Below are 23,989 nucleotides of genomic sequence, written 5' to 3'. Positions count from 1 at the left end.
GCTGGAGCCACCTGCGCCGACGTTTTGTGAAGCTGGCGCGCAACACCAAGTCCCCGATCGCCGAAGCCGCCGTGCGCCAGATCGCTACGCTCTACGCCGTCGAGGCGACGGTGCGCGGCGCATCGCCTCGGGTTCGGCTCGCCGCGCGACAGCAGTACTCCACCCCGATCATCGCCGCCTTGAAGCCGTGGTTTGAAAAGCAATTGTCGATGATCTCCTCGGGCTCAAAGCTGGCCGAAGACATCCGCTATGGTCTTGCCCATTGGCAAGGGCTCACGCGCTTCCTCGGCGACGGCCGGCTCGAGCTCGACACCAACCCAGTCGAAAACGCCATCCGACCACTATGCTTGACCAGAAAAAATGCCCTGTTCGCTGGCCATGAGGTCGGGGCCGAAAACTGGGCGCTGCTCTCATCCGTCGTGGCCACCTGCAGGCTCAACGACGTCAATCCCGTTGCCTACTTCGCCGAAACTCTCGACGCCATCATCAACGGCCATCCGCAGAGCCAGATCGAAAAACTTGCCCTGGCGATTCCGGAAAACGTCAAGCCCAAATCCATAGGCGGTCGGCAAGGCGCTTACAATCAGCTTGAACCGGCGCGGGATCTCTTCCAGCGTCTCGATCACGTCCTCGCCAGCTTCGACAGCCGCGATCCGCCGCAGCGTAGGTGGTGGGAGGCTCGATGACGACGCGCTCGCGTTCGATATTCTCTGGCCAGGGCTTATATTACGCACCGGCCGCTTGCGCGTGAAGGAACGCACGCTCTGGGTCTTCGTCGCCGCGGCGGCCGCGGCAAGCTCGTCCTCAGTTGCCGCGGCCACGCGGTCTTCGAGCTGCAATTCCAACTGCTCGATCAGCCCTGCCGTGCGCTCGGAGCGCTGCTCGTACAATTCGCGTTTCTGCTTCTCGATGTGCAGCTCGAGATGCGCAATCCGCGCTCGGCGTCGGACAGCATGGCTTGCGCGTTAGCCGCTTCCGCCTGCCAGGCGGAGGCCTCAGTCTGCGCCACATCGCGCTCGGCTTCGACCCGCAGCAACCGTGCTTCGCGTTTAGCCCGCAGTGCCGCCATGTCAGCCGACCTTTAGTGCTGCGCCTCCAGCTTATCTTGTGCCATCTCTCGCCAGACAGCATCACCTCGGCAGAGACCGGCGGCTGGTCCGGGCTGTGCTAGTGGCGACGCATAAATCGGGTCGCGGAGGAATCCGGGGGAGCGAGTCAGAAATCGGCACCGCTGGTAATGTACAGCGGACACTCCGGCGCCGAGTTGGATGCGAAAGACCTGCCAAAAACGTAGTGCTTCTGTAATGGGCCCTTACTCGTCAAGTCCCTTCGAGTGATCATCACGCCGAGGGGATCATGCTTCTGTCCGTGGTCAGCACCAAGACTGCGACATCATGCCATCAGATCCTTAAGCCGGCAGGTCAATCTAGGACGCGTGATTTGCCGAAGCGTTCGCAGCACTACTCCCGACCTTGCCAAGCCCTCGTCCCAGCGACGGGACCTCGAAGAAGCAGTGCCTCTGGCGGCCTGCCTCGCTGCCTTGTTCCTCCTTTCCGCGGTGACGGTGTCTTCGCCCCAACGGAACTGAATGGCATCAGCCCACATGCGGTGAAGGACGGTGGCGAGCTTGCGGGCCAGCGCCACCTTTGCCCGTTTCGTGCCGCGCAGCTTGACCACATCCATCGCCCAGCGCTTCAGGGGCGAGAACCGCGTGGCGCGCGTCGACGTGATATGCGCCGCTTCATAGAGTGCGGTTCGCTTGTCGGTCGCGCCGGATTGGTACTTCTTGGGCATCAGTCCGAAGTACGCACCGACGGTTCGGGATTTTGCAAACCGCCCCGGATTGTCGACCGCCGAACGATAAGTGACTGCAATCAGAGCCCCGACACCGGGCGCGCTCATCAACCGCTGGCAGACAGGAGCGGCACGGGCGATCTTCAGCATCGCGCGGTTCAGCCCGGTAAACTCGTTCCACAATACGGCCCGGGCCTGCAGCATTACGCCGATCACCGTCGCAAGCATGTCGTGGCCTTCGATGAGTTCGCGAATGCGCGCCTCGAAACCTCGAAACGCCCCCGGCTCACCTCGCCAACCTTGAGCCGGTAACCGCGTACGATTCCGCGTATGCTGAGCTTGAGGTCGAGCAACTCGGCCTGCAACAGCTTGCGGCCGACCAGCAGTGCCCGCACCTCCTGGGCATCTGCAGCGGCGTGCACAGGACGGTACCAGCCCATGCGCAGCAACTGCGCGATCCCGCAGGCATCCTTGCGATCCGTCTTCACCGGCATCGCCGACAGTGCCGCCTTCACTCGCCGTGCCTCCAGCAACACCACCTCAAAGCCGGCGTCGACCAGGCCCTCGCGCAACCACTGCGACAGTGGGCCCGCCTCAAGGCCGACGCGGATGACCGGCAATCCCAGATCGGCAATGCTGCAACAGGAGCGGCCGGCCCATTACGGCATCTAGATCATGACTGCACCGCCGGAAACGGAGATTGACAATCCGGTAAGGAAGCTTGCTTCGTCGGAGGCAAGAAACGCCACGAGACTAGCGACGTCGCTGACTGTTCCGAGTCGACCGAGGGGTGTCTCGGCCACGGCCTCAGTAAGCGTCTTGTTCAGGCGTTCCTCGACGGTCTCGTTGCTTTCGCGCATACCCTCAGCGATTTTGACCAACCGTTCTGTTTCCACAGTTCCCGGGCAAACGGCATTAACAGTAATTCCCTCAGGAGCAAGCTCATGTGCGAGACATTGGGCCAAGCCGTTCACGGCGAACTTCGAGGCCGAATACGCAGAGTTGCGCGGTAGACCTCGTTTGCCTAAGCCGGAAGACATGATGACGATGCGTCCACCACCGCCGCGCGCTAACATATGTCGCGCGACTGCCCGGCAGCATAAAAATGTGCCCTTTACGTTGACGCGCTGGACGAGATCGAAATCCTCCTCCCGGAGATCAATCACCGGAACGCGATCACTGCCTGGAGCGGACGCAGCGTTCGCAACGAAGATGTCGATCCGTCCAAGCGCGGCGACGGACTCTTCGATCAGCCGATCAACTGCAGCGGCATCTGATATATCTCCGAACGTGGCAACCGACCGTCTGCCCATTGCGCCAATTTCGTCGGCCACTGAGGCTGCACCCCGCCATCCACTTGTCAAGACTTCTGACCCAACCGGCCGTAGAGCAGTGACAGCTACATCGGCGCCGTCGCGCGCAAAACGAATGGCGATCGCGCGGCCGATTCCGCCCTTGCCCCCGACGCCGGTAACGAGTGCCGCCTTGCCGGAAAAATTACACATCGCTGGTTTTCCTTCTCAAAAAAACGAGCGCGACTGGCCATCTAAAGCTGATGGTGACGAGGCGTGCAAGTTATAGATCATGCGGGGTTTGGATTAAGATAGGTATTAAGCTTCTTCGCGAGGACACTCACATGCGGCGGACTGATCATCGTGTAATGGTCACCTGGCACCTCGTGAATTTCCAAGCGCCCCCGCACGAATTGCTTCCATCCAAGATCACCATTTGGTTGATTGGTCGACATGCGTAGTCCCTTCTTGGCCGCAAAAAGAACGGACCTGCTGTCGTTGCGACGAGGAATATAATCACGCAATGCAATGCTATTTGCCTCGGCAACCGTCAGAAGATGATTGAGTTGCGGTTCGCTGATATCTGGAAGATCTCCTGCCTGCTTTCCTAATGCGAGCAAGGAAGTTACATGCCGGTCGCGTTTGGTGGATTTCAGCTGTCGCCAGTGTTTTTTGAGCGCAGGAAAAAGGAGGCTCATTGTGACCGCTTGCTGGCTCAGCCACGCCGGAAGATTGCCAAGCAGGCCGTGATAGCAGTCACTTGTGTAATCTTCCTGATTGTGAAGTGCTTTTGCATCAAGCAGACCAAGTATCGTTACCTCATCACCAGTATCGCGCAATTGGCAGGCCATTTCCCAAGCAATGCTGCCACCCATGGACAAGCCGACGATTTGATAAGGGCCGTGTGGTTGTACGCTTTTGATGGCGTCAATATATTCTCGCGCCATCACAGGGATGCTCCGGTGAGGTCTGGCCTCGCCGTTCAGACCGCGTGCCTGCAGGCCGAAGAGCGGCTGCTCCGGGCCTAGCGCTTTGGCAAGAGGCATATAAATCAACACTTGTCCGCCAATAGGGTGAGGGCAAAACAGAGGCGCGCGAGAACCGCCGGTCTGAATCGGCACTAATGCATTCGAACGTGCGCCTCCAATGGTCTCCGATAGGGCTATCGCAAGCCCTCGTGGTGTCGGATTTTCCAACAGCAGAGAAACAGCTAATCTCTCACCCGTGAGGAGCTCAAGGCGGCTGATGACGCTTAAGGAGCTCAATGAATCACCACCAAGATCAAAGAAGCTGTCTGTCAGGGCAACGTCATTCAAGCCCAGAATGTCCCGATACGTCGCCGCAATTTGGGTATCCAAAGCTGCGTCACCAGACATATCAGCGACAATGAGACCGCGCGCTTCTTCGCCTGCCGGGTCATCGACGGCCATCATTGCAGTATTAGCTTGATTCAGATATGCATTTTGTCTGGGCTCATTCATGGCTACCGCGTCAAGCCAATAACGCTTGCGATCAAAAGGGTAGGCAGGGAGGGGCGTACGCTGCGGCGGTTGTTGGCCATGCAAGCCAGACCAGTCGATGGCAACCCCGGAGGTCCAAAGCCTGCCAAGCGTCTGTAACAGTCTCGCGCGATCGCCTTGCCCCTCATCGTCTTCCGACAGGGCGGCAAAGGCCTCGAGGGCGGGTAATTCCCTGTTTGCCTTGACCTGCCTGGAATGTCTGGTTAGGGCTGCGCCAGGCCCCATCTCGATGAACAGCTCATGGCCAGATTGCACCAGCATATCGAAAGCCCGAAGGAACTGCACTGTCTCGCGGAGATTGCGGACCCAGTAGCCGCCGTCAAGCGGCGGTTCCGCTCCAAGCCAGTCACCCGTCACCGTTGACATAAAAGGTACTTGCGGCGCGTGCAACTCGACTTGTTCTGCGTGAATCCTAAACTCCGACAGGATTGGATCCAGCAAGGTTGAATGAGCGGCATGGCTAACGCTTATTCGTTTGCTGTCAATAGAGTTAGTTTGCAGTTGCTCTGCAAACGCTACGATCTCAGATGACGGGCCCGAGACCACGCACTGACGCGGTCCGTTTACAGCCGCCAATGACAGGCTTTTGTTCCAATAAGGCCGGAGCTCTTCAGGCGATAGGCCGACTGCAACAATCCCGCCAGCAGGCACACGGGACGTTAACTGTCCCCTTATCAGTGTCAGTCGAATGGCATCGGGTAACGAAATAATGCCGGCGATATGAGCGGCTGCATACTCTCCGATGCTGTGCCCGATCACAGCTCCAGGGAAAATGCCCCACGAGATGAAGAGCTTCGCCATTGCATATTGCGTAGCAAAGATGACAGGTTGTATGACTGCTTCCAGTTGAGGCTCACGCTCATTATCAGATTTGCCTTCGCGGTAGAGCAATGGGCGGAAATCAATGTGTGCGAATTCGTTAAGCGACTCTGCGCATTCGTCGATAGCGCTGCGGAATATAGGCTCCCGTTGATAAAGCTCCCGACACATTCCGATCTGCTGCGCACCCTGGCCTGAGAACATGAACACGCTGCGGCGTTCACTGCTTGACACCTCTCGCGACTCGCCTGCATTCAGTGCCGCCTGATCAAGTTGGTCGGCCAGTCGCACCAGATCGGATTCCACGAAACTTGTGCGATATCTGAGAGCGGCTCGACCGTTTTGCAGGGTGTACGCGATATTTGCTGCGCTGTGCTCGACGTCGCTTCGCCGCATAAAGCCGGCCAGTTTTCGGAGCATTTCGGTTAGTGCAAACCTGCTTGCCCCCGATACTGGAAAGACGTGCAGCCTATGATCGCCTTTCTCACCCGTTCGCGGCGGAGCCTCTTCGAGAATTAAGTGTGCATTCGTGCCACCAATGCCAAATGAGCTGACCCCACCGCGACGTGGCCCTTCACCTTTGGACCAAGCGGTGCAGGTCCTGCTTACGAAAACCGGGCTCCCCTGAAAGTCGATATTTGGGTTGGGCTCATCGAGATGGAGGCTAGCGGGAAGGATGCCTTTGTTCAGCATTGTGGCGAGCTTGATCAATCCCGTTACACCCGCTGCGGCGTCGAGATGGCCGATATTGGTCTTCACGGACCCTATTGCGCAGAATTGTTTCCTTGCGGTCTGGGAGCGGAAGGCCTTGGTTAGGCCGGAGATTTCGATGGGGTCTCCAAGATGGGTTCCCGTTCCGTGCGCCTCCACGTAGCCAATTGTATCCGCTGGGACGTCAGCATCGGCGAGGGCAGCTCGGATCACCGCCGCCTGTCCGACAGCACTAGGGGCAGTGAACCCCACCTTTGCCGCACCATCATTATTGATGGCGGTTCCCTTTATGACTGCCCAGATGTAGTCCCGGTCTCGACAGGCATCGCTTAGCCTCTTAAGGACGACGACCGCTGCTCCGCTGCCTCTCACCGTCCCTTGAGCTTTAGCATCGAACGCACGGCAATGGCCGTCAGGGGATAAGATGTGGCCCTGTTGATGGAGATAGCCTTTTCCGTGCGGCAGAGAAATCGATGCACCGCCTGCCAGCGCCATGTCGCACTGATTGCTGCGCAGGCTCTGGCAAGCGAGGTGGACAGCAACCAGCGAAGTGGAGCAGGCCGTCTGAACTGAGACGCAGGGGCCGGTCAAGTTGAGCTTATAGGCGATTCGCGTGGCCGTGAAATCGCAGCCATTGAGAATGCGAATCTGCAACTTCTCTGAATCCAGCAGATTGCGGCTCGCTTCGCGGTCGGCGAGATAGTGGTTGGCTCCCACACCGGCAAAGACGCCGACGCGGTCTTCTGTCGTCTCGCGAGATCCGTATCCCGCATGATCGAGCGCCTGATACGCTGTTTCCAACAGAACGCGTTGTTGCGGGTCCATCCACGCAGCTTTCTTAGGCGAGATGCCGAAAAACGCTGCATCAAATAGGTCAACTCCGCAGACAACGGCTTCGCGCCGCACATAATTGGGCTTGCCAAACGTAGCGGGATCGACGCCTGCTTCTCGCAATGTCTGTTCATCCAGATCTGCGATGGACTCAATGCCATCGACCAAATTGCTCCAGAATTGATCCACGTTCTCCGCCCCTGGAAACCTGCCCGCCATACCGATGATCGCGACAGCATTGCGGTCTTGTTTGAGCTCGTCTCCACTTGTGGCCATGCCAGTTCGTTTCCTTAATTTTTGAGGGGGGGAGAAGCTGCGGGGATTGCTGCCAAGTGCGCTGCGAGCGTTCTTATGGTGGGGTGCTCGAAAAGATCCAGAATCTTGCAATCAATGCCCAAACGATCTTGGATACGTGCCTGAACCTGGACGATAGCTAGGGAATGTCCGCCAACGTCGAAGAAATTGTCTTCTGCACAAACAGAGTCTAGTTTCAGCACGTCCTTCCAGATCTCAGCCAGTTTCGTCTGCAACGTGCCGGTCGGAACAGCTGCTGCTTTTGATTTCGAGGCGTTTCTCCTCGGCTCGAGAAGAGCGTGTCGATCGATCTTGCCACTGCGATTGGTCGGCAGCTGGGGAAGGAACACGAACTGTGAGGGAATCATGTAGCCAGGCAGCGCGGCGCGCAGAAACGTCTGAAGTTCATCGGTATCTTTCGAACTCTCTGGTCGCGTCACCACATAGGCTGTCAGGCTCGCATTCTCATCGGCATCGCCCGTCACAGCGACGCAACACGCTTTGACGTGTTCGTGCTTCATCAGGCACTGCTCAATTTCGGCAAGCTCAACCCGCATCCCGCGAATCTTGATCTGTCCGTCCTTCCGGCCAAGGAACTCAACCGTGCCATCTGCCCGATAGCGGGCCCGATCCCCAGTTTTGTAGAACCTGGTTTCCGGTTCATCATCGAAGGGGTTTGGCCGGAAAACCTCGCGCGTGAGTTCATCGCGATTGATGTAGCCGCGGGCTATACCGGCGCCCCCAATGTAAAGTTCACCGATTGCGCCGATAGGCACCGGCTTTCCATAGCGATCAAGGATGTAAGCCGTGGTATTGCGGGCGGGGCGTCCAATAGGTGGCTTTCGCCCGTCAGCTTTCACCTCGGTCCTTATGCAGTAAACTGTCGTTTCGGTTGGCCCGTAGGAATTGAAGATACGGCGCTTTTCGCCCCATCGTTCAATGAGGCTCAACGGCAAGGGCTCTCCGCCTGATTTGATCACCGTAAGATCAGGAAGATCAGTCGACGGTAAGGAGCTCCACGCCGTCGGTGTAAGTCCCGCAGCAGTGATGCGCTCACGGCTCATGAACTGGATAAGCTCTGCTCCAGGCAGCGACGCTGATGGGGGCGCCAAGCACAATCGACCACCAGAAGAAAAGGCCAGCATGAAATCAAACAACGATGCGTCAAATCCGCAGGAAGCGAACTGCAATACCCGGCTATCCGGCCCCACCTGGTAAGTGCGTTTTAGATCCTCGGCTATGTTGCAGGCGCTGCGATGTTCAATCATCACGCCTTTCGGCTGACCCGTGGAGCCGGATGTATAGATCACATAAGCCAAATCGGAAGGAGCGGCGAGACGGTGAGGGGGCGTGACTTGATGCAAAGCAATTTCGGTACGGTCCCTGTCGAGGAGAACCACCGTGCATCCATTCGCGTTTTCCGTATTTAAGCCCGATGGGTCTTCCCCGAACGTCTGCTCCTTTAGCTGAGTTTTGCTGATGACCGCGGTAGCGCCTGCATCACGCAACATGAAACGCAGGCGCTGGGCAGGTAGGCGCGGATCTAGGGGAAGATAGACAGCCCCCGCCTTCAAGATTGCTAGAAATCCGATAACGAGATCGCACGAGCGCTCAAGGAGAATCCCAATGACGTCTCCCAAGCTGACACCTTTTGCAATCAGATGACGGGCAAGCCTGTTTGCCCTTTGATCAAGTTCGGCATAGCTGAGCACCTCCGATGGGCAGCTGACCGCGATATTGTCTGGATAAGCGGTAACGTTCGCTTCGATGAGGTTGTGCAGGCAAGTGTCGGTCGAAAAACCTGAAGCTGTGTCGTTAAAAGTTTTCAGGAGCTGGTGCTCCTCCTCTGCCGACAGAAAACTGTATTCGCCTATTCGCCGGGTTGGCGCATCTGCTATCACCTCAAGCAACGATTGATAATGCTTCGCCAGCCTCTCGATGTTGCAAGAATCCCACAAATCCCCGTTGTATACAACGTCAAGGCGCATAGTATCTTTGCCGGCCAGAATTCGAAAATCAAGATCGACCCATATATCGGTCTCGCAAAATCGAATTTGCGCAGGCAAGCCGGACAGGTTGACCTCGCATGGCGTGAAGCCAAGAGAGCTCACCCGTTCCGGGGCGAAGTTGAAAACTGCCTGCGCCAGGGGATTGCGAGCAGGTGTGAGGGGAAGCTTGAGTTTCTCCAGCAGCAAGGGAAGAGGAAAATACTCGTGGCTGCGCGCGCAGCGCATAAGCTCACGCACCCTGTGCAGATGGTCGAGGAAAATTGGATTTCCGGAAAGGTCCTGCCGTAGGGCCGCCAGAGTCACAAAGTAGCCGAAGGTCCCCGAGAAATCTTCTGCCGGACGACCGAGACGTGGCACGTAAACCGTGATGTCGTCTTGGTCGCAATAACGATGTAGCAAGACGTAATAGACAGCAAGCAGTACGGTGGCGAGCGTTACCTTTTCCTGATGCGCCAGTCGCTCCAAGCGTGCGACCAGAGGCTTATCAATATCCAGGGAGAAAACTGACCCCGTGTGCGTCGCGGGCTCAGTTCGCGGTTTGTCGGTCGGAAGGGCCAGGTCGGGGTCATGATGCACAAATTGGCTGCGCCAGTACGCCCACATCCGTTCTCCGTCGTCGCTAGCAAGGAGCCGCTCCTGCCAGGCAACGAAGTCCCCGTAAGGAGCCGGCTTGGCCAGATCCAATATTTCCGTGTTGCCGCAAAACGCCTGATACAGCCTGCCGAACTCATGCAGGAAAGTGCGAATGCTGTAGGCGTCGGAAATGATGTGATGGAAATTGAGGAGAAGAACCTCTTCCGTGGCGTCGCTGATGAACAAGTGAGCGCGAAACACCGGCCCATGTTCCAGATCGAAAGGCGAGCGAGCTTCCGCAGCGATAGAGCGATGGAAGTCAGCCTCTTCGTGACCATGTAGCCGAACGACATGAAGACTTAGGCAGGCTGTCTCATGAATGAGCTGAACCACGTTCTCGCCTTCCTGGTGGAAGGTCGTGCGTAGCATTTCGTGTCGGTCGATCAATGATTGGAGCGCGCGCCGTAGGGCTTCAATGTCGAACCGCGCCCCAAGGCGCAGTTCTACAGGTAGATTATATTCGCTACCGGTCGGGCGTTTTTGATGGTGTATCCAAAGGCCCATCTGGCCATGTGATAGTGGACAGGTAACATGATCCATCAGGGGTTCCTCCAGCCGCATCCTTTCGGAGAGAAGTGTACATACGGTAACGCTGTAGTAGATTGATAACATATTTAATGACAATACATTTAACCTGTCCTGTACAGCATATCAAACAGACTATAACATAATACAATCTTTTGCATATAAAACCGCCTTCCAGGGATGTACCATGACAATTCGGTAACTACCGTTAAAAACATGTGATCTATCAATACACTCTATCTTCAGCAGGTTTCATATACCTGTTAACACTCCGGCCAACCGTTGACAGTATACAGGCGGATCCACGTCAATAACGACCCGCAGCCGAAGGGTATGAGTGGCCAAATTGTTCCCGTCCGCCTGGCGTCGCAAAGGGCGTGACCGACAAATTTATTAAGTCGACGGCACGCTGGAGTGTCGCTTTGGTCCGAGCACGGCTCGGTGAAGAGGCGATGACATATCCGATGCAGTCTCGAGAATCTCCTTTTGTTAGAATCGGCGTGCCGGGCTGAACGTAGAATCTAACCTCGGCAACGCCTGGGATAGCAGCCGCCCGACTGGCACCATCGATCCGTTCAAGGATGCCATTGTGATCAGCGATTAGCTTTCGGGCAGTCGCAGTGTGCGAATGCCTCTTGGCCAAATTCCATTCGTCGCCGATGACAAGCTTGACGTGCTCCGTGATAAGATCGACGCCGCAAGCGAGATGGACCAGTTGTGGGTCGGGAGCGCCGCCAAGACGCGGGTTGACCTCAATCATGGCTGGGCCGCGCTTCGTCCATCGGAATTCAATGTTTGTTGGCCCCCATCCGAGGCCGAGAGCTTGCAAGCAACTTAGGGAAACATCGGCAATACGTTCATGCTTCCGAACGGATAGCGGGATCGGAAAGGTCAACTCCCGAGAAACGAAGTGTGGTGGGGGGCCGAACTCGCTCTCAGCAATTCCAATAATCTCATTGCCCATTATCTGAGCGCTATAAAGGGGGCCTTGTGCGAATTCTTCAATTAATATCCTTGGAGAGGACCGCCATATGTACTCGCCCTTCAGGAGATAGTTCGTGTGTTCGACCAACTCATCAACGCTGCGGCACAATCGGACACCCTTACTACCGCTACCTTCGGCTGGCTTGAGAATTACTGGCAAACCGATCTCAGCCGCAAAAGTTTCTATCTCCGTCGCATTTGCGGCCAAGCGATAAGCAGGCATTGGCACGCCGGCCTCCGCCAAGATCTGACGTTGAACGAACTTGTCGCAGCACCGTTCAATCGATGCGGGGTCCGGCCCCGGTCGATCGAAATGTCGGCAGAGCTTGGCAACAGCCACATAGACAGACTCGTCGTCGCCCGAGAAGCCAGTAATGCCGGCAATGTCATACGTGGTGCGTAGCTGGGAACATTCATAGATCATTGCTTGGAGATTGTCTGTTTTGACACAGACTGCCTGAACGCTTTCCTTTGCAACGTAGTCGTACTGAGTTGGATCAGCGGAAAGAGTAATTGGATGAAGTCCGAGACGTCGGGCGGCGTTGACGTATTCTAGACCACTACCCTTGTGACCTTCAATCAGGATAAGAGCTCTTTTTACCATTGGTGTGTTAACTCCGACGTTGACTTCTTGACGACTGCCAAGACAACTGGAATCGGTTTTGTCGGCCGACCCTGATCTCAAATCTTGTGGCTAATGTATCATCCTCGGCGATTTGTAGTCGCAAAGGTTTTGTGAATTCTTGTTGACGGCTCTGTTGCAACGGCAGATTTGAGACGGAAGGAAATTGGCGAGTTCCTGGTCTGGCGACGGGGAAGGGAAATGCTCGACCAGAGGGAACGAGATTCAACCCGCCAGCCCGCCTGTCGTTTTGGCAGTATCTGGATCCCGTCCCACATGGTGTTCCATGGCTTTTCCTGTAAAAGTGTAGACTTTATCTGACGGACGGTGTCTTAGGCTGAAGCTTGAGCCGAGGCCGGCGCGGAGTGGCAGGGTTCGCAGCGCCCGGCCTCGGCGTTAGAAAGGACACTGACATGACCAGGGACCAAAAGATCATCCGCGCCAAGGTGGGGCTGCTGGAGCTGGCCAAACAGCTCGGCAACGTCAGCCAGGCCTGCAAGATGATGGGCTATTCGCGCGACAGCTTCTACCGCTTCAAGGAGCTTTGTGAGACCGGCGGCGAACTGGCGCTGCAGGAACTGACGCGCAGGAAGCCGCTGTTGGCCAACCGCACGCCACCGCAGATCGAGGCGAGCATCCTCGAGCTGACGCTGGAATATCCCGCCTATGACCAACCCGCATCGCCAATGAAATGCGCAAGCTCGGCCACTCGGTCTCGTCGTCGGGCGTGCGCGGGGTGTGGCAGCGTCACGATCTGGAGACGATGAAGAAGCGGCCGAAGGCGCTGGAGGCGAAGGTCCTCACCGAGAGCCAATTGGCGGCGCTGGAAGATGCCAAGCTGGACAAGGAGGCACATGGTGAGTTCGAGAGTGAATGCCCGGGCTATTGCGGCGGACCTTCTATGTCGGCAACATGAAGGGGGTGGTACGCATCTATCAGCAGACCTTCCTCGACGCCTATTCGAAGGTCGCCTTCGCCAAGCTCTATGACCGCAAGACGCCGATCACCGCCTGACGTGGCTTGCGCGGTCCGTAGGCCGGAGCCTCGAGCCCGCGCTCAATGTATTTGCGCACCGTCTTGCGGTCGATCCCGCTCTCCCTGGCGATCGCCGACACCGACAGGCCCTGCCGATGCAAATCCAGTATCATCATCATCTCCCCGATCTTGATCACCGAAATCCCTCTCCCGACCATCAGGAGAAGCATCAACGATTACGCGCCGCCGGTCTCCCGGAGCGCGCTCCGGAAGACCGGCGGCAGCGCTATACTGGGGAAGATTCAAACGGCACTTCTGGGGAGTATTGAGCCGGCATCGACACCCACATCAGAGCCGCTGGTGTTTCGGCAAGACGCCGATGCAGACCTTCCTTGACACGGCCTCGCTGGCAAAGGAGAAAATGATCGCTGCCTGATCCCGTCGGACAGGCAAAACGGACCATTCTCAGACGCCAACTGTCCGATCAAGTGCAAACTTCTACACTTATCCTCTCTGTGCTGCTGGATCCGATCGCTGGGGCTCGGTTTCGACAGCATCATTCTGAGGGTTGGGTTCATTGGGGCTTTGATGCCCCTCGGGTGAACCTCGAACTGTTGCGGCCCATGTAAACGGCCTCGTCGCGATCCAGGCAGTCGCGTAGGGCGTGCAGCGCTGCAATTAGGGCTTATTAAACTTGTTCGCGATCATGCCAGCGAAGTCTCCATATTAGATCGCTGATCCAATTCTGCGTATCTTGCAATGCGTTGTTGAGATCATGGCCCACGCACATGAGCATGCTCCTGTCCTTGAAGTTTGTCAGGATCAGATTACTCTAAAGTCGAAATGCCGCTCATCGGCTCGATGTCAGACCAATCTGGTCAGCCGGCACCAGCGCCGAAGATGACCAGAAACGCCTTCCGTCTGCGGCGGATCTGCCGATACCAGAAGGATGATGCCGTAGGTGTCCATGTTGCTACATTGGGAAGTCACGCCTTGCGGTCTCGGAGCAGATTCCAGAGGTAAGCCTAACCCGGTGATTTGCACGGCTAACCTGCGAGCCGTGCGGCCCCAATTCAAACAATTGTACGACATCATCGCGCTTCATGCCCAGGCGTGGTGCGAACCGCCGAGCTGTACGCGCGAGGGCAGCTCAAATTAAAGGTCTCCCAACGCAACATGCCGAGGTGCGTGCCATACGGCGCGAGCCGACATAGTGACGAAGAATATGCGCCAGCTGACCACCGCGATGAGAGCGAGGAACTTGGCCAGCCTCTCGGCGGTCTCGAGCCTTGCCTCCTCCGCACGGCAGCCGGACTTCATGACCTTGTGGAACACCTCGGCCTTCCAGCGCAGGGCATACCAGCCGAGCTTTTCGGCCGCCGCTGAGAGATCGCCGACCGGCAAGTTGGTCACCAGCTTCCAGTCGATCGGCTCGCGACCGGGCGGCGGATCTTCTTCGAGGGCGTGGATGTAGGTCAGAACCTGCGGACTGTAGCGCTTCTGCTTGCCCACGGGCGGCAAGGTTTTGATGGCGGCGAACTTCACCTGCAGGCAGGTCGTCTCGTCCTGATCGACCGTAATGCGATGACGTCCCGCCCAGGGCGCCGCCGCAAATTGGGCAAAGACGCGATGAGCAGGATCGTGTGGGGCAGTATCGGCGGGCCGCTCGGCCAGCCTGTTCGTCTGTACCCGCACGAGGAAGCTGGTACGAAGGTCCTGCGCGGTGCAATAGAGCTCGTAGATGTCGCTCTCTCGGTCACCAACATGCACGCAGCGCTCGGCTGCGCCAACGAGCGCGATGGACTGGCGCAGGTTCTCCAGCCAGCGGTAGCTCTCCTTCGTCTCGATCGGCACGCGCGTGGGATTGATATGCCGCTTGAGCGCGAGCGTTCCCTTGAATTTCGTTCGTGTCCAGAATTTCACCGCCGTCAGACCGAGGGGTGTGCCGGTGAGGGTGACGGCCAGGCTTGAATGCATCAGCACCCCGCATAAGGTCAGCACGTTCGGCTGCCCAGCCTTGTAGCGCCCGGCGTTGAGGGTCTTGGTGAAGCCGATTTTGCCCGGCTGCGCGCGGCCGTGGATAAATTCGGTCGTGTCCTGCAGGATAAGGATCGGACCTTCGCTCGCCGCGACGCGCGCCGCGGTCGCGGCGAAATGGCCGGCCAGAACGCCATGTTCGGTCACACGCCGATTGTCAAAGAAGCGGTAGGCCGCCTTCGCCGCTGCCCAGTCGCCGCAGGCCGCCGGGATTGGCTTGCCCGGCGCTGCTGACATCTGATCCAGCAACCGTCGCAGCCGACGGGCCAGACGCTTGTCGGGAAGAGCCGCCGCAGAAAGCTCTTCCTCCTGCCAAGCGGCTTCGCCGCTGCTGGTCTTGTCTCGCATCCGTGACGCCTCCGTGATTCGGCGTCACGGACAGAATCACGGCAGATTGATCCGGGGCAATAGGCCCGCCGACGATGTGGGTAATCGGAAGCCTCACCGGAGGGGTACGCTTAAGAAGACCTATCATTTATTGCAACTCTCGGGCGCGTCCGGCGCCATTCCCGGTGTCAATTAACTCAATGTTGCGCAGCATCACTTCTGCGGCAGTGAAGGCGCGCCCTTGTGGCGAAGTCAGGCGAGCGTCGACATCGGGATAGATAAAGAAGGGAAGCGAAATTCGATCAGTCTGACCACTGTGCGCGACCTGATGTGGCGTACTCTTGAAGCGGTCGTCGCTCAGTGCCTGAAGCATGTCGCCCAAATTGACGACGAGACTGTCGGCTAGGCTCGGCACTGGCGTCCAGCGCCCCCTGAACCACACCTGCAAGGACCGCGTGGGGAGTTCCTCCTGGAGCAGCAGCGTGAAGAAGCCACCGTCGGTGTGCTTGGCGCATGTGCCGACGCGAGCCGGATAGCGGATCACGCGTTGCCCGACCGTCGGTGGGCTGAAATGGCGTTGGAACCAGCCCTGTTCCATATAGATCAGGTCGGCAAGCGCGGTCCCGAGTTGTGGGACGACCCGGTTGAGCACGGTAGCCTGCAAAGCAAGCAGGCTTCGTCTGAAACCAGGAGCCAAGGCATCATCTGGAAAACGCGTGCTTCCGGCAAATGGACGCCGGTCGGCTTCGTTCTCGATTCCGAGATCGAACACTTCCTTTGGATCGCCGCCGACCTCGGGATGTAGTATCTCGCCGCATAAGGGTCTGTATCCACGGACGGTAGTGGGATACACGATTTGAGAGGCGTGACCGTAGCGTTCCTTGATCGACTGTGGCAACGCGAAGAACCGCCGGGAAGCCTCGATGGCTTGTGCGATCTGTTCCTTTGGGATGCCGTGCTCGACAAGGTAGAAGAACCCATACTCCTCGCAGGCCATTTGCAGGCACTGGCGCTCTTCACATCGGGTTGCGTCGGCTGTCAGTTTCGCCAGCGAAATTTGTGGTAGACTGGTCATACTCGCTCTCCGTTGGTACTTTCACTTTCCTGAACAATCTGGTGTCCGCATTTTATCCGCGACGCATCTGCCGCCGCTTAAAGGGTTTCCGGCGTAGAGGCACCAGCACCTGTGGCGTCGCATCATCCTTAAACGATGTATCCTGCACCTAGCTCTTGCGAGTGCTGAGTGACCGTTAAAATTACAATCATGACCTTCCGGGTTTCGGCGGGTTTGGTTGTTTTTATCATACATATATCAAGTTAAGCTGGTGGGCAACTCAAGATAAGTTAAAGGTTTGTGAAGAAATTATTTCTTTTTCATAAATTTGGGTCAAGCATCGTCCGTTATTCGCCAAGTGGAGGAGGTGCTTATAACTGGTTGGAGAAGCCTTCTTGAGGATGCGCCGAGAATGGGCCGGAAATCGCTATAGTTGTGGGCCTCAACAGGTTGGACACCTCGAAAAACCTGGCAATCGAGAACGCATTTGATTCACGGTCGTGTTCCAGGGAGTGGTGTAGTTGACGGCATTGGTCGCCGTGCTCTCCGGCATGGGCCGGGCTGATCAGCGCGCCACGGCTGGCAGGCTGATCAGGGATCATCCCTCATCTGACTGATGGTTTCCAGATGGGGTGGATGCCCGCCTTCTCCGACGGCATCGCAATGTGCCAAGTTTGTGGTGCTCAACGCCACAAAAGGGAAGGAGGCATCCATGGGAAAAGTTACCATCATTGGGGTCGATCTGGCAAAGAACGTCTTTCAGCTGCATGGAGCGGCGGCTGACGGAAATGTCGTATTTCGCAAGAAGCTGTCGTGCCTGCAGTTTTGCAGATTTATGGAGGGCCAGCCGGCATGTGTCGTGGCGATGGAGGCGTGCGCCGGCTCCCATTATTGGGCTCGCGAGATGGTCCAGCTTGGCCATCAGCCGAAGCTGATTGCACCTCGGTATGTCAAGGCGTTCATCAAGCGGCAGAAGAACGACGCAGCGGATGCGGAGGCGATCGTCGAGGCAGCGCAACGGCCAACGATGCGCTTCGTCGAAATGAAAACCGAGGAGCAGCAGTCTCGGTCCATAATGTTTCGCACGCGAGAACAGCTGGTCAATCATCGCACTGAGTTGGTCAATGCATTGCGTGCGCACCTCTATGAGTTCGGCCACATCGCGCCGCAGGGAATTCGTTATCTGAGCCGACTTGAACGTTTCGTTGAGGACGAGAACGCCAATTTGCCTGATCTGGTCCGCGAGATCTGCCGCGATCTGCTGGACCAGATCTATCAGCTGACTGGCCGGATCGACGCACTGGCGATCGAAACTTTCGCGCCGCCGATGGAGACGTTCAAATGCGGCCGTGACTTCGCCGCTTGGCTTGGGCTCGTCCCCTTGCAGAGGTCTACCGGCGGCAAGCAACGACTAGGAAAAACCTCGAAGATGGGCCAACGCGATATTCGACGGCTGCTCATGATCGGCGCCATGGCCGTGATCCGATGGGCATCCCGGAAGGGCGCGCCCGAGGGCTCCTGGCTCGCCCGCATGATGGCGAAGAAGCCGCGCATGCTTGTGGCCGTTGCGCTGGCCAACAAGATGGCGCGTGGCATCTGGGCCATGCTGACAAAGGAAGAGGATTACCGGAATCCGGCAACGGTGCCTGCATGAGCATTCAGCAGCACACCTGAAGCCGGTTCGTCGGGGAATGTGAGGAAGGCCTGAACCGCATGGGCAAATGATCGATCAGATCGGGGTCAGGAAAACCAGAATGACGCACCGAGCCTCACGCTCACTTTCTAGAGTTGGACCTGATCCGCGCACCACCATACCGGGCACGTCATGGCCGCAACTCAAGGCCTGACACAAGACCGCACTCGATCACGCGTTCAAAGGTTCAAAATCTTCCTTGCAAAACGGCTGGCATCCACACAAGAAGTCATATATCTGGCCCGCTGCACTGCCCATTCATCGTTCTGTTCGAGCAGGATCGCACCAACGAGGCGCACGATCGCATCGTCGTTGGGGGAAGATGCCGACGACCTCGGTGCGCCGCTTGATCTCGTCGTTGAGGCGCTCGATCGGGTTGGTCGAGTGCAGCTTGGCGCGGTGCTCCTTCGGGAAGGTCATGTAGGCCAGCACGTCGGGCTCGGCGTCGTCCATATTTGTCGCCAGCTTCGGCACCTTCGGCCGGATCTGGTCGGCGACGGCGCGCCATTGTACCGACGCGGCCTCCGGCGTCTCCTGGGCGAAGGCAGTGGCGATGAAGGCGGAGACGACACGGCGACCGCTCTTGCCGGCATACGCCAGCACATTGCGCATGAAATGAACCCGGCAGCGTTGCCATGTCGCGGCGCACAGCGCCTTGGTGACGGCCGCCTTGAGGCCTTCATGTGCGTCGGAGACGACGAGCTTGACGCCGCGCAGACCGCGGCGGGTTAGCTTGCGCAGGAACTCAGTCCAGATAGGCTCGGCCTCCGAGTTGCCGATCTCCATGCCCAGCACCTCGTGCCGGCCGTCCGCGTTGACGCCGACGGCGATGATGACAGCGACCGAGACGATGCGTCCGCCGCGGCGCACCTTCAGGTAGGTCGCATCGATCCACAGATAGGGCCAGTCGCCCTCGATCGGCCGCTCGAGGAAGGCTTTCACCTTGCCGTCGATCTCTTCGCATAACCGGCTGACCTGGCTCTTGGAGATGCCGCTCATGCCCCTGGCCTTGACCAGGTAGTCGACGGAGCGTGTCGAGATCCCCTGGACGTAGGCCTCCTGGATGACGGCGGTGAGCGCCTTCTCCGCCATACGCCGCGGCTCCAGTAAGCCCGGGAAGTAGCTCCCCTTGCGCAGCTTCGGGATGCGCAGCTCGACGGTGCCGGCCCGCGTCTCCCAGTCGCGCTCGCGATAGCCGTTGCGCTGAGCCAGCCGCAGAGGGTTCTTCTCGCCATAGGCGGCGCCGGTGGCGGCTCCCACCTCCAGCTCCATCAGTCGCTCGGCGGCAAAGCAGATCATCTCGCGCAGAGATCGGAATCCGGGGTCTTCCCGCCGAACTACACCACCTGTGGGGACGCGCCTGATTCACTTCGCCTGGTGATTTGCACGGAGGCGTTGGATGCGAGGACAGGCTGGGTTCTGGGATACTGACGAGCGTTATGTTCGGCTGAGCGAGGCCGGCGATCCCCTGGAGAAGCTAAACGCGGTGGTGCCTTGGGAGGTTTTCCGGAAACCGCTGGCCAAGGCGCTGAAGCGCTCCGATGGCGCCAAAGGCGGCCAGCCGCCCTTTGATGCGGTGATGATGTTCAAGGTCCTGGTTCTGCAGGCGCTCTACAGTCTCTCGGCCGATCAAGCCGAGTTCCAGATCCAGGACCGGCTTTCCTTCATGCGCTTCCTCGGGTTGGGGCTCGGCGACAAGGTTCCCGACGCCAAGACGATCTGGTTGTTTAGGGAGCACCTCACGCAGGCCCGGGCGGTGGACAACCTGTTCGCCCGTTTTGACAAGCACCTCACCAAGGCCGGTTATCTGGCGATGGGTGGCCAGATCGTTGATGCCACGATCGTGGCGGCGCCGAAGCAACGCAATTCCGATGCTGAAAAGGCTGACACCGGCTCGACGGGTGGCCGACATCGCTTATCGCTCGAAGAAGAATGAGGCGTGGCTGGACAAGAACGGCTACGTCTCCGACATTTATCACAAGAAGCCGAAAGGCCGGCCGATGAGCGAGGCGATGGCACGGGCCAATGGCCGGCGCTCAAAGATCCGCGCTTTCGTCGAGCACGTCTTCGCGCAGCAGAAATCCCGCATGGGCCTGTTTGTCCGCACGATCGGCATCGCTCGCGCCTGCACCAAGATCGGCATGGCCAACCCTCGCCTACAATCTCACCCGCTTCGTCTGGCACCAACGGCGAACTGCGTTCGCCTGACGGCGAGAGCGGTGGAAAACGCCGCCGCGATGCCGAAATCGGCAACCAGCATCAGCCCCAACGACCGAAATCCAGCCCCCGCCGCGCGTCAGGCTGTTCGCAACCTCATTGCCGCACCCCTCTGGAAATGCCAGTAGTTAGAGGTGTCCAGATGTGCCGGTCGATATCTCCTAATAGGGATATCCCAGTGGTTCCCAGATTTCATGATGTATGTTCAAAGCTAAGATCACGCACGGAGGACCTGATTACCTCGAAAGGAAAAAGGACAGACGATATATTTACATGCGGCTCGGGTAGTCAGGCTTGCCTCTGTACCGATGCACGGCTAGCCAAGTCAATACCCAGTCGGCGGTGGTATTAAAGCGGATGTCATAGGATTCGCCCGCAGGTAATTCCCTGCAAAGGGTTTGTGTTAGGTGCAGCCGCAAGCATCCGTTCGCAGGGGGCGTCCGTAGTTCAGCACAGTCGAACCCAAAAAAGCGCCGCACCACCGGGTAGAGTCCTTTGAAAAGTGTCTCCTTTGCCGAAAAGAGCAGCGTTGCCAGCCGATCTGGAGGGAGCGCCGTCTGTCGTGCAATCAAGGCACGTTCACGCTGGTTAGCCGTCATGCTCAGGATCGATTCCAGCGCGTGGCCGCTGGCTATTGCCTCGATGTCGACACCGGCTTGCCAGCCTGGATCGCCTTTGGCGAAACAGGCGCAATGCCCCCGCGCATGGGTGATTGAACCAACTGAGCCTTTTGGCCAGACTGGGGCCCGGTCGGGACCGATGGGAATCTCAGTAGTAAGTTGGCCCAGCGCCTGCAACGCCGCGTCTGCCATCGCGCGACCGGCCAGAAATTCGGCACGGCGTAACGGTAGTGCCGTGCACAAGCTGAGAGGGAAGGCCAAGCCGAGCTTATGAAACAGATCTTCCGTGTAGCGCTCGAAATCGAACCGGCCATGCACAAGAACCGCATCGACGTATCCCGTGTCGTGCAAGGTCACATCTTTAAGAAATCCAAGCGAACGGGCAGAAAGAGCAATAAGGTGCCTGACGGCTGAGGCGCGCATGCTGGAGGCCGCGCTCACCGCCACAGGGCCCAGCCTAGACCCCATCGCCGTAGACCCAGTGATCTGCCTAATTTTGATTGATTGATGATCCAAGGAGTTATATGGCTCGTTCTGACGCCAGCCCGACATCATAGCGTTACGCCGACGATCTGAACGTCTACGTCCGCACGCAGCGCTCGGGCGAGCGGGTGGTGCAATCCCGAGGATCGCGACCGCGACTAGGCACCACAGAATAGACAACGCTGCGGAATCGCGCCCGCAAGGTTCCAATTGATCACTGGCTCGCTTCCAATCCAACCCAATACCCAAGAACATAGCTTCCCAAGACTTTCCAGAATAGCGTGGCGGTCGCAGGCAAGGCGTTCGGTCAACTGCTCATAGCACATCGGCTGGACAGCGATCCCGGCCTGAGATGGCAACGGTCAACCCAATCACGACCCGTTCGGCTGTGAAATTCCATCCTTCGTTTCATCAATCGCAGCTACCCACGACATGAATGCCAGTCGGCAGCTCTCGCCGCCTCACACCGAACTGTTTCAAGACCCATGCCAGTTTGGCCGATCAGACCGAAGAAGACCATTTTGCTATTTCTTTTCAGCTATTTTGCCTGACGCAAAACAAAGATTGGGTAAACAAGCCTGTGCACAGACACGACAAACCCGACACGAGGTGTCGGCATGGCGTTACTTGAGAGTGCAGCGTTGACCTCGGCGGAGAGCCACAACGGCTGGCGACCGCTTCTTCCCTAAAGGCAGGGCTGGACGATAAAGTGATTGCTGAATCGAACTGCCGCAGCGGCTCGCGGCCGACGGCAACTCGGGAACAACCAGACGATTGTCAGGGCGACCGTGCCTACTGCCGGCGCGCTCTGGTTGCCTCATATCGCGCTTCTTCGAGCGCCACTCGATCAACCCGTAGTGCTCCAGGGATCACCGTCGGGAATGTTCCGGGTCTTTGAAGCATTTCAATCGATTTAGGTGGCGCGCAGCAGCACATTTGCCGTGTCGACACCGCACGTTCGGTGAATAGTGAAGGAAGCGATAGCGACCTGGCAAGCAGTGGGTATCCGCGCCGTTGGGAATGAATCTGCGAGCTTGAGAATAGGGGTTGGGCCGGCAATTGTTGTGGCTGCGAAATTCCTCTTCGCATCTGCATAACAATATGGCAGATGGCTTTGAGGTTGACGTTAGGTTAGTAAGTTGGTGAGCGCAACGCGAGGAACCAGGGGCTTGAGCCGACCGCACATTGCGGCGCGCACAGTGCAACGCCGCTCGTCTGGCTGACTGCTTATACGGCGCCCGTTGCGGCGCCGCTCGTCATCGAGGGCGCGGGCGGCCTGATGGTGCCGCTCAACCGGCATACAAGAATCATCGACATATTTGCTGAGTCGCGGCTGCCGGTCATTTTGTGCGCCCGCACCGGGCTCGGCACCATCAACCACACCCTGCTGTCGATTGAGGCCCTGCGGACCCGCTCCATACCGCTGGCTGGCATCGCCTTCATCGGCGATGAGATGGCCGATACGCAACGGACAATCGTGGAATTCGGCGGTGTGCCGCAGCTCGGCAGGCTGCCGCACCTCGATCCGCTGACGGTAAAAACGCTTGCAGCCGTTTTGAAAATTGGCTGGCTATGGGTTCCGTCTGTGGCTTGGCTATGATTCAAGCTGTTGATGTGGACAGAGCTGAGCCGTGGGCGGATGGCCAGATTGCCAAGAAAACCAAGCGCTATCCGTCTGATTTGACGGACGAAGAGTGGGAGCAGTTCGCACCGCTGATGCCCAAGCCTGGGCGTCGCGGCCGTCCGCGCGAGGTTGATTTCCGGGAGGTGGTCAACGCCGTGCGCTACTTGGCCCGCTCCGGTTGCGGTTAGCGAATGCTGCCGATCCATTTTGGGCCCTGGCAGACGGTCTATGGCTGGTTTCGCGAGTTGGCGCGGCGTTTGCTGTTCCAGACCATCCATGATGTGGCGCTGATGCTGGATCGCGAGCGAGCCGGGCGCGAGGCCACTCCCACGGCTGGCGTGATCGACAGCCAGTCGGTCAAGGCTCCGCAAGCTGAAACAAGGGGTTACGACGCCGGCAAGAAGATTGTCGGCCGCAAGCGACACATTGCCGTCGATACGGATCGGCGGCTGTTGATGGTCAACCTCACCACCGCCGGACAGTGCCGGCGCTCAGGCGATCCTGAACGGTATCCGCAAGCGTTGGCCCTGGGTGAAGCATCTGTTCGCCGACAGCGCCTATGACAGGCTGAAGCTCATGGTGCGTCGTGCCGATCGGCAAGCGCGACCAGGCTCTCCAAAGGCGCGCAGTCGCCATCCATGCTGTAAAGGCTTTCCACCGCGATCCAGACGCATCCCATGCCGCCTTCGGCGCGCCAACACGTGATCGCATCCTCGACAGCATCAATGTCGTTGTGCGCGGCCAGCTTGAACTCGGCGCGCCCGGCCTGCGCACCCTCATGCATGCTGGCATGGGCGAGCTCATCGAGGACCAAAAGGTCGCCCTTCTGCGGCAGCGCCGTCAGCAGAGCGAAGTTGGCGATGTAGCCGCTGCCGAAGAACAGCGCGCGGTCGGCTCCAAAGAATGCCGCCGCGTCTGCCTCGAG

8 protein-coding genes and 10 pseudogenes are annotated in these 23,989 nt (G+C 58.2%); 6 read left to right on the top strand and 12 right to left on the bottom strand.

What is annotated here, in order from left to right:
* Positions 1-561 (top strand): annotated as a pseudogene (locus NKJ01_RS32355) (IS66 family transposase); the annotation flags it as partial.
* Positions 562-581: 20 nt separating this feature from the next.
* Here NKJ01_RS32355 and NKJ01_RS32350 read toward each other — a convergent pair.
* The 6 genes and pseudogenes from NKJ01_RS32350 to NKJ01_RS32325 all read right to left on the bottom strand — a co-directional run.
* A pseudogene (locus NKJ01_RS32350) lies at positions 582-1,069 on the bottom strand (IS66 family transposase); the annotation flags it as partial.
* A 485-nt stretch (positions 1,070-1,554) separates the two neighbouring features.
* Positions 1,555-2,420 (bottom strand): annotated as a pseudogene (locus NKJ01_RS32345) (IS110 family RNA-guided transposase); the annotation flags it as partial.
* A 42-nt stretch (positions 2,421-2,462) separates the two neighbouring features.
* On the bottom strand, positions 2,463-3,299 hold the full coding sequence (locus NKJ01_RS32340) for an SDR family NAD(P)-dependent oxidoreductase (protein ID WP_352734340.1): 837 nt from the start codon (positions 3,297-3,299) through the stop codon (positions 2,463-2,465).
* A gap of 77 nt (positions 3,300-3,376) precedes the next feature.
* Positions 3,377-7,243 (bottom strand): beta-ketoacyl synthase N-terminal-like domain-containing protein, encoded by a 3,867-nt coding sequence (locus NKJ01_RS32335; protein ID WP_352734338.1) that lies wholly within the window; start codon positions 7,241-7,243, stop codon positions 3,377-3,379.
* A 14-nt stretch (positions 7,244-7,257) separates the two neighbouring features.
* On the bottom strand, positions 7,258-10,443 hold the full coding sequence (locus NKJ01_RS32330; protein WP_352734336.1) for a non-ribosomal peptide synthetase: 3,186 nt from the start codon (positions 10,441-10,443) through the stop codon (positions 7,258-7,260).
* A 292-nt stretch (positions 10,444-10,735) separates the two neighbouring features.
* Positions 10,736-12,016: an ATP-grasp domain-containing protein gene (locus NKJ01_RS32325; protein ID WP_352734334.1), complete on the bottom strand. Its 1,281-nt coding sequence runs from the start codon at positions 12,014-12,016 to the stop codon at positions 10,736-10,738.
* Between the two features lie 431 nt (positions 12,017-12,447).
* On the opposite strand from NKJ01_RS32325, the pseudogene NKJ01_RS32320 reads away from it, so the two are divergent.
* A pseudogene (locus NKJ01_RS32320) lies at positions 12,448-13,045 on the top strand (helix-turn-helix domain-containing protein); the annotation flags it as partial.
* On the opposite strand, the pseudogene NKJ01_RS32315 reads toward NKJ01_RS32320, so the two are convergent.
* From NKJ01_RS32315 to NKJ01_RS32305, 3 genes and pseudogenes are all read right to left on the bottom strand, one after another.
* Positions 13,036-13,206 (bottom strand): annotated as a pseudogene (locus tag NKJ01_RS32315) (helix-turn-helix domain-containing protein); the annotation flags it as partial. The pseudogenes NKJ01_RS32320 and NKJ01_RS32315 overlap by 10 nt on opposite strands.
* A gap of 958 nt (positions 13,207-14,164) precedes the next feature.
* Entirely contained in the window at positions 14,165-15,394 is a 1,230-nt protein-coding gene (locus NKJ01_RS32310; protein ID WP_352734332.1) for an IS4 family transposase, read from the bottom strand.
* A gap of 127 nt (positions 15,395-15,521) precedes the next feature.
* On the bottom strand, positions 15,522-16,448 hold the full coding sequence (locus NKJ01_RS32305; RefSeq protein WP_352734331.1) for a 2-oxoglutarate and iron-dependent oxygenase domain-containing protein: 927 nt from the start codon (positions 16,446-16,448) through the stop codon (positions 15,522-15,524).
* Between the two features lie 691 nt (positions 16,449-17,139).
* Here NKJ01_RS32305 and NKJ01_RS32300 point away from each other — a divergent pair.
* Positions 17,140-18,081 carry an IS110 family RNA-guided transposase gene (locus NKJ01_RS32300; protein ID WP_352734329.1) on the top strand — a complete coding sequence of 314 codons (942 nt, stop codon included), beginning with the start codon at positions 17,140-17,142 and terminating at the stop codon, positions 18,079-18,081.
* Positions 18,082-18,299: 218 nt separating this feature from the next.
* Here NKJ01_RS32300 and NKJ01_RS32295 read toward each other — a convergent pair.
* Positions 18,300-19,428, bottom strand: a pseudogene (locus NKJ01_RS32295) (IS256 family transposase); the annotation flags it as partial.
* Between the two features lie 91 nt (positions 19,429-19,519).
* On the opposite strand from NKJ01_RS32295, the pseudogene NKJ01_RS32290 reads away from it, so the two are divergent.
* A pseudogene (locus tag NKJ01_RS32290) lies at positions 19,520-20,328 on the top strand (transposase).
* 278 nt (positions 20,329-20,606) lie between these two features.
* On the opposite strand, the gene NKJ01_RS32285 reads toward NKJ01_RS32290, so the two are convergent.
* A complete protein-coding gene (locus tag NKJ01_RS32285; RefSeq protein ID WP_352734327.1) occupies positions 20,607-21,380 on the bottom strand; it encodes a 4'-phosphopantetheinyl transferase family protein in 774 nt (257 codons plus the stop codon).
* Positions 21,381-22,680: 1,300 nt separating this feature from the next.
* Here NKJ01_RS32285 and bioD point away from each other — a divergent pair.
* Positions 22,681-23,040, top strand: a pseudogene (gene bioD, locus NKJ01_RS32280) (ATP-dependent dethiobiotin synthetase BioD); the annotation flags it as partial.
* Positions 23,041-23,052: 12 nt separating this feature from the next.
* A pseudogene (locus NKJ01_RS32275) lies at positions 23,053-23,655 on the top strand (IS5 family transposase); the annotation flags it as partial.
* On the opposite strand, the pseudogene NKJ01_RS32270 reads toward NKJ01_RS32275, so the two are convergent.
* Positions 23,645-23,989, bottom strand: a pseudogene (locus NKJ01_RS32270) (aminotransferase class I/II-fold pyridoxal phosphate-dependent enzyme); the annotation flags it as partial. The pseudogenes NKJ01_RS32275 and NKJ01_RS32270 overlap by 11 nt on opposite strands.

The organism is Mesorhizobium sp. M0276 (assembly GCF_040321755.1).
GTDB lineage: Bacteria > Pseudomonadota > Alphaproteobacteria > Rhizobiales > Rhizobiaceae > Mesorhizobium.
Note: the sequence above shows the minus strand (reverse complement) of the source record. Positions and strands in the feature narration are given on the sequence as shown.

Bases quoted from the DNA above. Each gene is read 5' to 3' on its own strand.
- NKJ01_RS32300 (WP_352734329.1), top strand. From the start codon at position 17,140: ATGGGAAAAGTTACCATCATTGGGGTCGATCTGGCAAAGAACGTCTTT.
- NKJ01_RS32325 (WP_352734334.1), bottom strand. From the start codon at position 12,016: ATGGTAAAAAGAGCTCTTATCCTGATTGAAGGTCACAAGGGTAGTGGT.
- NKJ01_RS32330 (WP_352734336.1), bottom strand. From the start codon at position 10,443: ATGGATCATGTTACCTGTCCACTATCACATGGCCAGATGGGCCTTTGG.
- NKJ01_RS32285 (WP_352734327.1), bottom strand. From the start codon at position 21,380: ATGCGCGCCTCAGCCGTCAGGCACCTTATTGCTCTTTCTGCCCGTTCG.
- NKJ01_RS32310 (WP_352734332.1), bottom strand. From the start codon at position 15,394: ATGCGAGACAAGACCAGCAGCGGCGAAGCCGCTTGGCAGGAGGAAGAG.
- NKJ01_RS32340 (WP_352734340.1), bottom strand. From the start codon at position 3,299: ATGTGTAATTTTTCCGGCAAGGCGGCACTCGTTACCGGCGTCGGGGGC.
- NKJ01_RS32335 (WP_352734338.1), bottom strand. From the start codon at position 7,243: ATGGCCACAAGTGGAGACGAGCTCAAACAAGACCGCAATGCTGTCGCG.
- NKJ01_RS32305 (WP_352734331.1), bottom strand. From the start codon at position 16,448: ATGACCAGTCTACCACAAATTTCGCTGGCGAAACTGACAGCCGACGCA.